This window comes from Bacillus sp. SM2101 (assembly GCF_018588585.1).
Taxonomy (GTDB): domain Bacteria; phylum Bacillota; class Bacilli; order Bacillales; family SM2101; genus Nanhaiella; species Nanhaiella sioensis.
In genome coordinates this window covers 1-13,205 of record NZ_JAEUFG010000003.1, presented here as the reverse complement: position 1 = coordinate 13,205, position 13,205 = coordinate 1, and the positions used below count along the sequence as shown (strand labels likewise).

Genomic DNA, 13,205 nt, shown 5'->3' with positions numbered 1-13,205 from the left:
GAATGAGAAGGTTAGGGTTTATGATCATATTCGTCGTTTAATAATTGAAGTAGCTTGTGTATTTTCTATACAATTTATAAACAATATCATGTAAAATAAATGATGGTATAAAGGTGTTATTAAGCTCAAACATACGGCATAAGGAAGGATTGTAGGAATGAGGACGGCAATTTTAACTGATAGTACGGCGTATATTCCATTGGAAATTCGTAATAAGCTTCATATAGAAATGATTCCATTAATGGTTAATTTTGAGAACGAATCATATAAAGAAGAAATTGAAATATCAGCAGACGATTTTTATGACAAGGTTCGTGGTAATGGAGAGCTACCAACAACCTCACAGCCGTCAATTGGCTTGTTTGTTGAGAAATTTAAACAATTAGCTAATGATTTTGACGCAGTCATTTGTATTCACCTCTCCAGCGGTATTAGTGGAACTTATGCTGGTGCAGTTTCAGCTGGAGAAATGGTCGAAAACATAAACGTCTACCCATTCGATTCAGAGACGAGCTGTATGCTCCAAGGCTTCTATGTAATAGAGGCAGCTGAAATGGCAAAGGAAGGTAAAACTCCTGAAGAAATAATCTTGAGGCTTCAAGAAATGAAAAAGTCAGTCCAAGCTTATTTTATGGTTGATGATTTATCACACCTTCAGCGTGGGGGACGCTTAAACAGTGCTCAAGCATTAATCGGCAGTCTTCTTCAAGTGAAGCCAGTTCTGCATTTTGTTAATAAAGTGATTGTGCCGTATGAAAAGATTCGTACACGCAAAAAAGCACTTCAGAAAATGATAGACATGTTTGGAGAAGAGGCTTCAAATCAATTACCAATGCGAGCAGTCATCATTCATGCAAATCGCGAACAACAAGCTGAGCAAATAAAGAGTGAACTTGAAAAGCAGTATCCACATGTCGAATTTACATTAAGCTATTTCGGAGCAGTTATCGGCACACATCTTGGAGAAGGTGCAATAGGTATGGGCTGGTATAGAAAATAATTTATGGCTATTGTTATAAAATGAGCATCGTAAGAAAAGAGTTTTTTACGGTTGTCATCGTTTTATCGAAGTAAAGATGATCTGGATGTGTACATGTAGTACAGAAAACATCAATCATTCAAAAACACCTTAATTTATTTATATCTCATTCACAGCAGGGGGGGCATAAGCGAACCCCTACTGTAGGATCACTTAATAAGCTGGTCATGTTATAAGATACAACGCTACGAAAACTCATTGAATAACAATTTATGTCAACTACTATTAAACTAAATATGACTATTCATAAATTATGAAAGGAGCTCGAATATGCGGTTTTACGAGTATCGAGAGCGGTTAATACCTGAGTCTCTTGCTACTTCTGAGCTTGAAAAGCATCATCTCCAAAAAAAACCACTCGGACAGTGTTCATTCATGTCACCTCCAACTTGTAATTCTTCTTATGTCTACAGTAAGCAACTACAGCAATACTTATTTGGAAAGCAACTGTTGTTACATGATATTCCCTATCCTCTAGACCTTATCCATGAGCATTATGTAAATGGCTACCTTACTTATCAACAAGGAATTGCTTTTAAACATGGAAATTATTATTGTAAACGGTGTGGTAATCGAAACAAGCAGCTCTTTTCCAGCTTCTTATGTGCTCGGTGTCATGAAAAATGTACCTATTGTAGAAAATGTATTATGCTAGGGAGAATAAGTGAATGCACACCTGTCATACATTGGATTGGTCCAAGCCCAGATTCTCCGAGAAATGATGGTTCATTACAATGGGATGGAACATTGTCAAAAAGTCAAAAGTTAGCCTCGACAACAATTAAAGAAACAATAGATCAACATAGTACCCTTCTCGTGTGGGCTGTGTGTGGATCTGGGAAAACAGAGGTGTTATTCAGTGGAATAGAAAGAGCATTGCAAACGAATAAATATATATGCATTGCAACGCCAAGAACAGATGTTGTGTTAGAGCTTGCACCGCGCTTACGAGAAGTTTTTCCTTCTATTAATATTAATGCATTGTACGGCGGGAGCGCTGACTTGAAAAATAAACTTGAACCATTGACGCTTTCGACTACACATCAACTTTTACGCTATTATCGTGCTTTTGACGTTGTGATCATTGATGAGGTTGATGCATTTCCATATACGGTAGAACCTATGCTACGATATGCTGTTAATAACGCTAAAAAACTAACGGCATCAACAATTTATTTGACAGCTACCCCTCATAGTCAATGGCAGAGGGAAGTAAAAAGACAACAAAGGAATGCGATTGTCATTCCCGCTAGATATCACGGTTATCCACTGCCTTTGCCCTCGTTTCGCTGGTGTGGAAATTGGCAGAAGTGCCTGTTGAAGCATTATCTTCCTACAATCGTCACCTCATGGCTATCTATGCATCTCCAATGCAAAAAGCAAGCTTTGCTTTTTGTTCCTTCAATTGATGTTTTACATACAATTACAATGATTATAAAGAAATTTGATCAACGAATTGACAGTGTTTCATCCAAAGATCCAAAGCGTAAAGAAAAAGTTGCGGCTTTCCGTAAAGGTGACATTCAAATTCTTGTGACGACAACGATACTTGAAAGGGGTGTGACGATACCAAACATTGATGTGGCAGTACTAGGTGCTGAGGATCGTATTTTTACTGAAAGTGCACTCGTTCAAATTTCAGGGAGAGTAGGAAGGCATGCTGCGTCTCCAACTGGAGAAATCATTTTCTTTCATTTCGGAAAAACAAAAGCGATGGTCAGAGCCAAAAGACATATTCAATACATGAATAAACAAGGACAAAGGCAGGGCTACATTAATAATAAATAGTTTGATGTTTTGTAAGGGAGTAATTACTATGAAGACATGTCTTCTATGTCACAAACCATATCAAATGGAAGTAAGCTGGCATGCTATATTGACTTTGTCGCCTGAACAACAAAAGATTTGCCACGAATGTCATAGAAGGCTTACAATAATTGAAGGTAAGCTATGTAGTATATGTGGTCGTCCTTTACAGGATGTATCGTCAACGACAACATTATGTTACGACTGTGTTAGGTGGGAAAATCAACGAGAGTGGCGGGGTGTACTTCAGCGTAATCGATCTGTTTATAGGTATAATGACTATATGAAAGAAATACTTAATCTTTTTAAATTCCGTGGTGATTATGCAGTTGTGTATGCCTTTAAGTCATTATTTCAACAATGCTTTAAAGAACATTTTCAAGATAACTATATGATAGTTCCCATTCCTTTAAGTAAGCAACGTTTATATGAAAGAGGCTTTAATCAAGCAGATGCAATAGCTCATTTGCTAGATTTATCATTGTCTCATCCTCTATCACGTAAACATGAAAAAAAACAATCAAAAAAATCAAGATATGCACGTATCCATTCGGACAATATGTATATATTTAATGAAACTGTTCTTGTGAATCATCAACAAATCTTACTCATTGATGATGTATATACGACTGGAACAACCGTCCGTCATGCTGCGAAAGCCCTATTACAAGCTGGGGCAAAATCAGCTTCTTCGCTCACTTTAGTGCGAGGATAAATATGTCATTTCTTTATTATCAATGCTGTTTTCGCATTGATTGTTATTTTTCGTATTAAGAAATAAACACGTAGTCAACTATCTATCGTGGCATCTTTTCTTCTGTACGAAAATGACTAACATATAAAATCACTTTTTATAGTAATAATTTGTTAATAAAAGCAACAATGTTTACGAAAAGAGCCATTATCAATTAGAACATAGAATGCTATAGTAGACTAAAAATATGAATACACATAGTACGGGAGGATTATGATGAATGAATTAATGAATTGCCCACGGTGTGAGAGATTATTTGTAAAGCATAATATGAGAGAAGTTTGTGATCAATGCTATAAAGAAGAGGAAGAAGCGTTTAACAAGATATATACGTACCTACGAATTAAAAAAAACCGCAGTGCTACAATTGCACAAATTGTTGAGGATACAGAGGTAGCTGAAGAATATATTATCAAATTTATTAAAAAAGGGCGGTTAAGCCTTAAGCAATTTCCGAACTTAGGATATCCGTGTAAACGGTGCAACGATATGATTCAAGAGGGTGAACTATGCAAAAAATGTGTGGCTCAATTACAAAATGAACTAGCTACATTTGAAAGAGAAGAAAATAGAAAGGAACATATGAGAAAGCGTGAACGCAAGTCTATTACTTATTATTCTCTTTACAAAGATGAATAATTTACTATTGTTTATTAAAATTTATTGTTAACAACCGATAATAGTAACAAGAGGGGAGTTCACTCATTAATGAAGGTGAGGGATACACATGAAAATTAATCAGTTTAAACCAAATGGCTTATATGCCTATAAGCAGCAAACGAACCAATATAAAAATAACATAGATAAGCATACAAAATCTGATCGAATCGAAATTTCTTCAGCTGCAAAGGAATTACAGGAAACCTCACAAGTTGAAATCGATCGTCAGCAAAAGGTCGAAACGCTAAAGCAGCAAGTTCAAAATGGTACTTATACAATTAATCGCGAACAGGTTGCTAAAGGATTGTATCAATTTTACACTAAACAATAATTCATCATAGATATGACAGATAGATAGGGGGAGTACGATTGTCTTCTCAAAAATTATTACAAACTTTGGAGAGCTTATTTAAACAACACGAAAGCCTGTATGATCTAAGTATAAAAAAGGTAGATGTCATAAAAACTAGTAATATTGAAGCTTTGGACAAGATTCTCATAGAGGAACAAAAGTATATTGCCATCATTAATAAGCTGGATGAAGAACGAAAAATAATGGTTTACGAGCTGGTTAGTGGTCATCCGATTTCAGGGAATGAGCCAACGATGATAGATTGTATCAACATCGTTACTGGTCAGACGAAACAACAATTAGCTGACATACAAAGCGAGTTAATTAAAGTGATAGACAAGCTAAAACAACAAAATGAACTTAATCAAGCGCTTATATATCAATCACTCCAATATGTTAACTTGTCTCTAGATTTACTCATCCCACAGCCTACTTCATTCAATTATGAAAAACCAACGTCAACTACATCACATGAACAAATAGTTAATCGCAGCATGTTTGACTCAAAAGCGTAAAGAAACGGAGGAAAGTATACATGCGCTCTACATTTCACGGATTAGAAACAGCCCGTCGAGGCATGACGACACAGCAAACTGCGCTAAACGTCTTAGGGCATAATATCGCAAATGCGAACACACCTGGTTACACAAGACAACGAGTGGATTTTGTACAAACAGAACCTTACCCACCTGCGTCAATAAATAGACCAGAAATCCCTGGGCAAATGGGTACAGGTGTTGAAGCGGGAGAAATACAACGCATAAGGGATCGTTTTCTAGATATTCAATATAGAAGTGAAAACAGTAAGCTCGGTTATTGGGAATCTCGTGCAGAAGCACTTTCTCGAATGGAGGACATTATGAATGAGCCTTCTGATTCAGGTTTATCAAGTACAATCGATGCTTTTTGGAAATCTTTAGAGGATTTAGCTGTTGATCCATCAAACTCAGGAGCACGTTCAGTTGTTCGAGAAAACGGTCGTTCAGTTGCACAAGCATTTAATTACATAGCAAGTTCATTACAAGCTACACAACAGGATTTTAAAGACAAGCTAGATCATAGCATTGATGAAATTAATACATTAGCGACATTGTTGAATAATGTAAATCAGCAAATTGCAGAAGTAGAACCACACGGCTTAATACCAAATGATTTGTATGATGAGCGTGACCGACTTTTAGACCAAATATCTAATCTTGCTAACATTGAAGTATCGTACACTTCAAGTGGGGGACATGCCCCTCCAACAGCAGACGGGATTGCAACTGTCACTCTCGTTGATGATTCTGGAAACTCACTTGGCACACTCGTAGATACATCTGGTAATGTGAACGCATTAACGATTAATTACAATGCAACAAATGGTTTGGCTGAATCGATTGATTTTGACGGTAATACGATGGGTGTTGATGGTGGCTTTGCTTCGACAGGTAGCATTAGAAGTTTAATAGATTCATACGGCTATACAGATGGGACATCAAAAGAAGGCGAATATCCTGACATGATCAAAAAGATCGATGAAATGGCATATGCCTTTGCAACTGAATTTAACAATGTCCATCAATCAGGTTGGAATATAAATGATATAAACGCAAGCACGCAAACCCCAGTTAATTTCTTTGAAGCACTGGCGAATCCAGAAGGCGCTGCGAGTCTTCTTCAGCTATCAGCTGAAATTGAAGCATCAACGGATAACATTGCGGCGTCTGCAACCGGCCAGCTTGGGGATGGTGGTAACGCTGTTGCATTAGCAGAAGTGAAAAATAACGCATTAACAATTGACGGGAAAACGACAAATTTACAAGATTATTATGAAGGTGTTATTGGTGAAATGGCTGTTATTTCCAAAGAATCGATTGTTTTCACAAATAATGTCGGTTTATTGCTTAGTACAGCAGAAGAAAATCGTTTATCTGTGAGCAGTGTATCTTTAGATGAAGAATTTACGAATATGATTAAATTTCAGCATGCATACAACGCATCGGCAAGAAATATTACAACGATTGATGAAATGTTAGATAGAGTAATTAATGGAATGGGAATAGTAGGTAGATAGGAGGAATAAAACATGCGAGTTACTCAAACGATGATAGCTGATCGCTCACTTCGTAATATTAGTCAAGGCTACTCTCGACTTGGAGAATTACAAGACCAGTTATCTACAGGGAAGAAAATTACTAGACCTTCTGACGATCCAGTAGTAGCGATGAAGGGGATAGCTTATCGAACGAACTTGACAGAGGTAGAGCAATATCAACGAAACCTTTCAGAATTATACTCATGGATTGAAAACTCTGAGGATGGCCTAGACCATGCAAACTCAGCACTTGCCCAAGTTCGTGATCTAGTATTAAGAGGAAAAAACGGCTCGCTTTCGCCTGAGGATCAACAGGCAATAGCGGATGAGCTGTCTCAAATTAAGGAAGATTTAATATCTGTAGCAAATACGAAGGTAGCTGGGAAATACATTTATAATGGGACAGCGATAGATGAAGCTCCTGTCAATGCAGGACCTCCTATAGTTGCAAATATCAATACGGATGCATTTAATATTTCAGTTTCCAACGGAGTTGAAATGAAGGCGAATATAAATGCAGACAACGTGTTTAGTCAAGCGCTTTTTGATACTATTCAGGATATTGAAGACAGCCTTAACGGGCTGGCATCGGGTTCAGGTGATTTTGATACACTATTAGACGAGGTGGATGGTCATTTAGACAGCCTTTCTGCCGAGCGATCTGAGCTAGGTGCGCGCTATAATCGCGTTGAGCTAGTAGAGGATCGCCTAGCCCAACAGGAGCTCATCGCTACTAAAATTTTATCTGACAATGAAGATGTAGATTTAGAGCGGGTCATTATCGATTTAACTGTACAGGAAAGTGTTCATCGTGCTGCTTTAAGTGTTGGCGCAAGTATTATGCAGCCGACGTTAATGGACTTTTTACGATAATCTATGATAAAAAACATAGCTATCTTCTATTGGAGATAGCTTTTTCATGAAATAAGGGGTGAAAGCGCTATGCAATTACCACAAATTCGTCAACAATCAAGTCTTATTCAAATGGAAATGCTGACGACACCCGCAACTGTAGAAATTGAACAACCACCAGCCGAAGTATCGATTGAACAGCCAAAGCCGGATGTATCAATAGAAACTACGCCAGGAAAGCTAACGATAGATCAGACACAGGCATGGGAGGATATGGATTTAAAACATATTTTCCGGAGAATTGAAGAAGCAGCTGAACTTGGCTATAAGGATTGGCTTGACGGTCTTGAGCGTCGATCGCAACAAGGTGATGAGCTGATGCGGATTGAAAATAGAGGAAATCCAATCGCCAAGCAAGCGAAGGAAAATAGTGAAAGACCAATATATGAGAAGAACATCGGCTTTATTCCTTCACATTTTAGTGTGAAAACTGATTATGAGCCTGCACAGGTTCATATCGACGTGCAAGTTCATAGGCCAATAATTGAAGTCGAAGTGCATAGACCAATTATCCGTTATCAGCCTGGTGATGTTTATACTGCTGTAATGCGCTCTAACTCATTAGAAATTGATTTTGAAAACTTGAAATTTGTCGGTAATAATTTTGAGATTGAAATTTAGTTACGGGGTTGTGAACTATGGAAATTAATACGAAATATCATGGTACGGTCAATATAAATAATGACGATATGATTACTTTTGCGAATGGTATTCCAGGCTTCTTAGATGAAAAGGAATTTGTCATTATCCCGTTTTCACAAGGGACACCATTTCAAATTTTGCAGTCTGTATGTAGTAAAGATGTCGCATTTACGCTCATAGAACCATTCTCCTATTTTCAAGATTATGCCTTCGAGCTAGATAGCCGTTCGCTCGATCAATTAAATATTATATTAGAGGAAAATGTCGCAATTTACAATATCATTACAGTTCATGAGCCGTTTACAAACACGACTGTTAATCTTCAAGCGCCGATTGTAATAAATGTAGAAAAGCGAGTAGGAAAACAAGTCATTCTAGCAAATACGTCCTACCATACAAAGCACAATTTATTTACGAAGAAGCAAAAATTAATGAAGTAAGGGGGGAGCAGATGTGCTAGTGTTAACGAGAAAAGTAGATGAGGCCATTCAAATTGGTGAAGACATCGAAGTGACAGTAGTAGCCATTGATCGTGAGCAAATTAAGCTAGGTATTAAAGCACCGAAGAAAACAGAAATACATCGCAAAGAAATTTACTTGTCAATTCAACAAGAAAATATTGAGTCTGCCCTCAACTCGAAAGATACCCTACAGCAACTAAATAAAACACTAAAAAATAGTTCTAACCAACTATCATGATGGTTAGGGCTTTTTATTTTTCACGCTCATTACATATATCCTGAAAATTTTACAAGAAAATATTAAAAAATCTATTAAACAATTAACAAGCGTGTCGATATATATAGTATAACTGGTAGATTAGATGCATAGGCGGCCGACTATTGTATGTAATTACCATACTTTATACCTATTCCATATGGATGTGGAATACAAAATTCAAGGAGGAATTTAACAATGAGAATTAATCATAATATCGCAGCTCTAAACACTTACCGTCAATTAACAGCAGGTAACACTGCAGCATCAAAATCAATGGAAAAATTATCTTCAGGTCTTCGTATTAACCGTGCTGGAGATGACGCAGCAGGCTTAGCAATCTCTGAAAAAATGCGTGGACAAATCCGCGGTTTAGATATGGCTTCAAAAAACGCTCAAGATGGTATTTCTCTAATTCAAACAGCTGAAGGTGCCCTAAACGAAACACACTCAATCCTTCAACGTATGCGTGAGCTAGCTGTTCAATCTGCAAGTGATACTAATACAGATGCAGATCGCGGTGAATTACAAGAAGAAATGAATCAGCTACTTGAAGAAATTGATCGTATTTCTACTACAACTGAATTTAATACGATGACGTTATTAGATGGTACTAAAGCTGGAATAGTAGAACAAACAGAGACTGTTGGTTTTGACAACAATCAAGATGCAGATCTCTTCACTAAAATAGCGATAACAAGTAATGCGACTACTACACCACCAGCAGCATCTTCATCTGTGGATAGTACAATAAATGTTAAAGTAACTAGTTTAGATGCATCGGGAGTTGCTACACTTGAAATTTCAGATGCTTATGGAAATGTTGCTACAACGACTTCATCGGGTAGTGGTGATATAACTATTACCAACGGTAACCTTACATTAACATCATCTGCAACAGGGGGTACTACTTTCTTTGTTCCTGCAACGGGTGGTGCTGCTGAAGTATCATTTGATTTAACAGTAGATAGAGATTTTAATTCTGGAGACTTAGGGAAAGAGCTTACTTTTACTGCTCGGAAAGAAGTAACTGATCTTACTGACGACAGATTAAGCTTTCATATTGGGGCAAATTCATCGCAAACAATGAGTGTAAGTGTTGGAGATATGAGCTCTAGTGCTTTGAAAATTGAAGGTCTTGATGTAACAACAGCTTCATCAGCAGAAGCATCTATCTCTGCGATCAATCATGCAATTGAAGATGTATCTTCTCAACGTTCGCAACTTGGTGCATTCCAAAACCGTTTAGAGCATACAATTAATAACTTAGGCACATCTTCTGAAAACTTAACAGCTGCTGAGTCTCGTATCCGTGACGTTGACATGGCGAAAGAAATGATGGAATTCACGAAGAATAACATTCTTTCTCAAGCAGCTCAATCAATGTTGGCTCAAGCTAACCAACAACCTCAAGGCGTACTTCAATTATTACGTTAATAACTGAAGCTAGCATACATGAAGGAGAGATCTTAGATCATCTAAGGTCTCTTTTTTTAGAAACAAATAGGTTATTGCATTTTTGATCTTTTATAACTATATCTCAAAGTAAAGTTTAGATTGTTAATAAACATTTTAGTGCTTAGTTTCATATTGAAAAATATGAGTGCTAAACCTTTAATTATTGTTGTATCAAAGGCTACTTAGTGCTTATTAATGCTAAGGCGCTTACAGCTTTTCTTCATTATATGAAAAGCTTTTTTATCTTGTCACAGAGAGGAGTTTATTATGAAAGTGTTTTCAAAGAAATGGATAAACACAAAGTATCTTGCATTATTTTTAGTATTTTTCCTGGCGTTTTTTGTGGATCATTCTAATGCGATTGCAGAGAGTGAAATTGGGAATGATTTTATTGAATTTGATGTAGCACCTAATACTACTAATGATACTAAAGCAGGGAGATTTACAATAGGAACAACTGGCGGTAACCCAGCAAATGATAGAGATAATAATAAAAAAATGCTATATGGTCATGAAGAGGGTGTTCCGTGGTCTTCTATGACATCATTAAATATAGACGGTGTACCTTTCTGGTTTGAAGCTGATAATTCAGGTACGTATGATTACGCAAATTTATCTCATTCAACAGTACAAACGAGAGGCGATATTTCTATCCAACAAGTATTATCTATTGTGAAAAATCAAAACACAAATAATGATGATACTGTTGAAATTAAGTACTTAGTGACTAACAATGGCAACCAAAGTCATGAGGTTGGGTTACGTATTATGTTGGACACGATGCTTGGGATTAACGATGGTGCTCCATTTAGAATACCGGGGGAAGGTATTGTAAATACAGAAACAGAGTACACAGGTGATAACATTCCTGAATATTGGCAAGCATTTGATGATATTGAAGAACCAACAGTCATAACACACGGAAGCGTTTTTAATGGGACTACTTTCAAGCCCGATAAAATCCAATTTATAGGTTGGTCAAGAATAAGAGGTAAAATATGGGATTATTCTATTTTACCTGGTCAAGACTTTAGTGGTAACAGCAGTGGGGAAGATAGTGCAGTTGCTATTTATTGGAATCCAACTACATTAGCACCTGGGGAAGTAAAGGAATTTAAGACCTTTTACGGTATTAGTGAGCTTTCACAAGATTTAACACCACCTCTAGCATTAAGTGTAACTGGTGCGAGTATTGTAGAGGCAACCGAGAATGGCTACAGCCCAAATCCGTTTACAGTTACTGCTTATATTACTAACATTGAAAATTATACAGAGAGGAATGCTAGATTAAACATTGTTTTACCAGCAGGTTTAAAGCTAGCTGAAAATCAACAACAAGAAATAAGTATAGGTTCTATAAATCCAGGTGAGGAAACACAAGTTTCTTGGGATGTAGAAATAGAACCAAGTGCTGACATAAGAGAGCTTGAGTATGTAGTAAATTTATTGTCAGATCATGATGAGAAGTTTGTAGCGAGAACGATTACGATACCGCCTTATGAAGTGATTAAAAATGTAGAAATTGAACCTGAAAACATCACTTTATTAAGAGGGACGACACACCAGTTAACTGTAACAGCTACAAAAGATGATGATTCCGTTGTAGATGTGACATTAGGAGAGACAGGTACAACATATAGTAGCGATGATACGAGTATAGCAATGGTCGATGAAAATGGACTAGTAACAATCCCAGAAAACGCTCCAAGCGGGATCGCATATATTAGAGCATATCATAACGGAAAAACAGCAGTAGCGACAATTGAAGTACTCGATGTAACTGCAGAGAGTTTAATCTTTACGCCAGATGAATTAACGCTTGCGCAAGGAGAGACAAGTCAGCTACAAGTATTAGCCAATTTGTCTGACAATACGCAAATTGATGTAACGGGCAGCACAACATATAGCAGTGCTGATGAAAGTCTAGTAACAATAGATGCGAGTGGATTGATCACCATTCCTCAAAATGCACCAGGGGGCACGGTGGACATTACAGGAAGCTATGAAGGAATTAGTGGAACGGTAACAGTGACCGTCCCAGCAGCTGTCCAAGGAATTACATTAGATCCATCAACAGTGACGTTGGCACAAGGAGAAACGCAACAAATTACAGTTGTAGCCAATATGTCAGATGGAACAACGAAGGATGTAACAAGCGAAGTAGCATACAGTAGTGATGACGCAAGCCAAGCAACAGTAGATGTGACTGGTTTAATCACAGTTGGAGTAGACGCTACAGGTGGAACAGTAGTCATTACAGGAAGCTATGAAGGGCATACAAGTACAACAACAGTAACCGTGCCAGCAACAGTCCAAGGAATTACATTAGATCCATCGACAGTAACGTTGGCACAGGGAGAAACACAACAAATCTCAGTCGTAGCCAATATGTCAGATGGAACAACAAAAGATGTAACAAGCGAAGTAGCGTACAGTAGTGACGACGCAAGCCAAGCAGCAGTAGATGTGACTGGTTTAATCACAGTTCCAGCAGACGCTACAGGTGGAACAGTGGTCATTACAGGAAGTTATGAAGGGCACACAAGTACAACAACAGTAACTGTCCCAGCAACAGTACAAGGAATTACATTAGATCCATCAACAGTAACGTTGGCACAGGGAGAAACACAACAAATCTCAGTTGTAGCCAATATGTCAGATGGAACAACAAAAGATGTAACAAGCGAAGTAGCGTACAGTAGTGACGACGCAAGCCAAGCAGCAGTAGATGTGACTGGTTTAATCACAGTTCCAGCAGACGCTACAGGTGGAACAGTGGTCATTACAG

At 37.5% G+C, this 13,205-nt stretch carries 13 protein-coding genes and 1 pseudogene; all 14 read left to right on the top strand.

Going from position 1 to position 13,205, the window contains the following annotated elements; all coding sequences use genetic code 11:
• The first annotated feature begins 157 nt into the window (after positions 1–157).
• On the top strand, positions 158–1,000 hold the full coding sequence (locus JM172_RS03735) for a DegV family protein (RefSeq protein WP_214480752.1): 843 nt from the start codon (positions 158–160) through the stop codon (positions 998–1,000).
• Positions 1,001–1,309: 309 nt separating this feature from the next.
• Positions 1,310–2,827 carry an ATP-dependent helicase ComFA gene (locus tag JM172_RS03730; protein ID WP_214480751.1) on the top strand — a complete coding sequence of 506 codons (1,518 nt, stop codon included), beginning with the start codon at positions 1,310–1,312 and terminating at the stop codon, positions 2,825–2,827.
• Positions 2,828–2,855: 28 nt separating this feature from the next.
• Positions 2,856–3,560 carry a ComFC family protein gene (locus JM172_RS03725; RefSeq protein ID WP_214480750.1) on the top strand — a complete coding sequence of 235 codons (705 nt, stop codon included), beginning with the start codon at positions 2,856–2,858 and terminating at the stop codon, positions 3,558–3,560.
• Between the two features lie 255 nt (positions 3,561–3,815).
• Positions 3,816–4,238, top strand: coding sequence for a TIGR03826 family flagellar region protein (locus JM172_RS03720; RefSeq protein WP_214480749.1), 423 nt, complete (start codon positions 3,816–3,818; stop codon positions 4,236–4,238).
• Between the two features lie 88 nt (positions 4,239–4,326).
• Positions 4,327–4,590 (top strand): flagellar biosynthesis anti-sigma factor FlgM, encoded by a 264-nt coding sequence (gene flgM / locus JM172_RS03715; RefSeq protein WP_214480748.1) that lies wholly within the window; start codon positions 4,327–4,329, stop codon positions 4,588–4,590.
• A 38-nt stretch (positions 4,591–4,628) separates the two neighbouring features.
• Positions 4,629–5,126: a flagellar protein FlgN gene (locus tag JM172_RS03710; RefSeq protein ID WP_214480747.1), complete on the top strand. Its 498-nt coding sequence runs from the start codon at positions 4,629–4,631 to the stop codon at positions 5,124–5,126.
• Between the two features lie 20 nt (positions 5,127–5,146).
• A complete protein-coding gene (gene flgK, locus JM172_RS03705) occupies positions 5,147–6,667 on the top strand; it encodes a flagellar hook-associated protein FlgK (protein ID WP_214480746.1) in 1,521 nt (506 codons plus the stop codon).
• 12 nt (positions 6,668–6,679) lie between these two features.
• On the top strand, positions 6,680–7,561 hold the full coding sequence (gene flgL, locus JM172_RS03700) for a flagellar hook-associated protein FlgL (RefSeq protein WP_214480745.1): 882 nt from the start codon (positions 6,680–6,682) through the stop codon (positions 7,559–7,561).
• Positions 7,562–7,630: 69 nt separating this feature from the next.
• Complete coding sequence (locus JM172_RS03695) at positions 7,631–8,221, top strand: DUF6470 family protein (protein ID WP_214480744.1); 591 nt, start codon at positions 7,631–7,633, stop codon at positions 8,219–8,221.
• 17 nt (positions 8,222–8,238) lie between these two features.
• Complete coding sequence (gene fliW / locus JM172_RS03690) at positions 8,239–8,682, top strand: flagellar assembly protein FliW (RefSeq protein ID WP_214480743.1); 444 nt, start codon at positions 8,239–8,241, stop codon at positions 8,680–8,682.
• Positions 8,683–8,695: 13 nt separating this feature from the next.
• Positions 8,696–8,941 (top strand): carbon storage regulator CsrA, encoded by a 246-nt coding sequence (gene csrA / locus JM172_RS03685; RefSeq protein ID WP_214480742.1) that lies wholly within the window; start codon positions 8,696–8,698, stop codon positions 8,939–8,941.
• A 216-nt stretch (positions 8,942–9,157) separates the two neighbouring features.
• A pseudogene (locus tag JM172_RS25600) lies at positions 9,158–9,578 on the top strand (flagellin N-terminal helical domain-containing protein); the annotation flags it as partial.
• A complete protein-coding gene (locus JM172_RS03680) occupies positions 9,554–10,396 on the top strand; it encodes a flagellin (protein WP_483297240.1) in 843 nt (280 codons plus the stop codon). The pseudogene JM172_RS25600 and the gene JM172_RS03680, both read left to right, overlap by 25 nt.
• A 288-nt stretch (positions 10,397–10,684) precedes the next feature.
• Positions 10,685–13,205: Ig-like domain-containing protein (locus tag JM172_RS03675; RefSeq protein WP_214480740.1), on the top strand; the 2,521-nt coding region annotated here is incomplete at its 3' end.

Excerpts from the sequence above, each read along its gene's own strand:
- flgL (WP_214480745.1), top strand. The coding sequence starts at position 6,680 with ATGCGAGTTACTCAAACGATGATAGCTGATCGCTCACTTCGTAATATT.
- flgK (WP_214480746.1), top strand. The coding sequence starts at position 5,147 with ATGCGCTCTACATTTCACGGATTAGAAACAGCCCGTCGAGGCATGACG.
- fliW (WP_214480743.1), top strand. The coding sequence starts at position 8,239 with ATGGAAATTAATACGAAATATCATGGTACGGTCAATATAAATAATGAC.
- JM172_RS03730 (WP_214480751.1), top strand. The coding sequence starts at position 1,310 with ATGCGGTTTTACGAGTATCGAGAGCGGTTAATACCTGAGTCTCTTGCT.
- JM172_RS03695 (WP_214480744.1), top strand. The coding sequence starts at position 7,631 with ATGCAATTACCACAAATTCGTCAACAATCAAGTCTTATTCAAATGGAA.
- JM172_RS03720 (WP_214480749.1), top strand. The coding sequence starts at position 3,816 with ATGAATGAATTAATGAATTGCCCACGGTGTGAGAGATTATTTGTAAAG.
- JM172_RS03735 (WP_214480752.1), top strand. The coding sequence starts at position 158 with ATGAGGACGGCAATTTTAACTGATAGTACGGCGTATATTCCATTGGAA.
- JM172_RS03680 (WP_483297240.1), top strand. The coding sequence starts at position 9,554 with ATGACGTTATTAGATGGTACTAAAGCTGGAATAGTAGAACAAACAGAG.
- flgM (WP_214480748.1), top strand. The coding sequence starts at position 4,327 with ATGAAAATTAATCAGTTTAAACCAAATGGCTTATATGCCTATAAGCAG.
- JM172_RS03725 (WP_214480750.1), top strand. The coding sequence starts at position 2,856 with ATGAAGACATGTCTTCTATGTCACAAACCATATCAAATGGAAGTAAGC.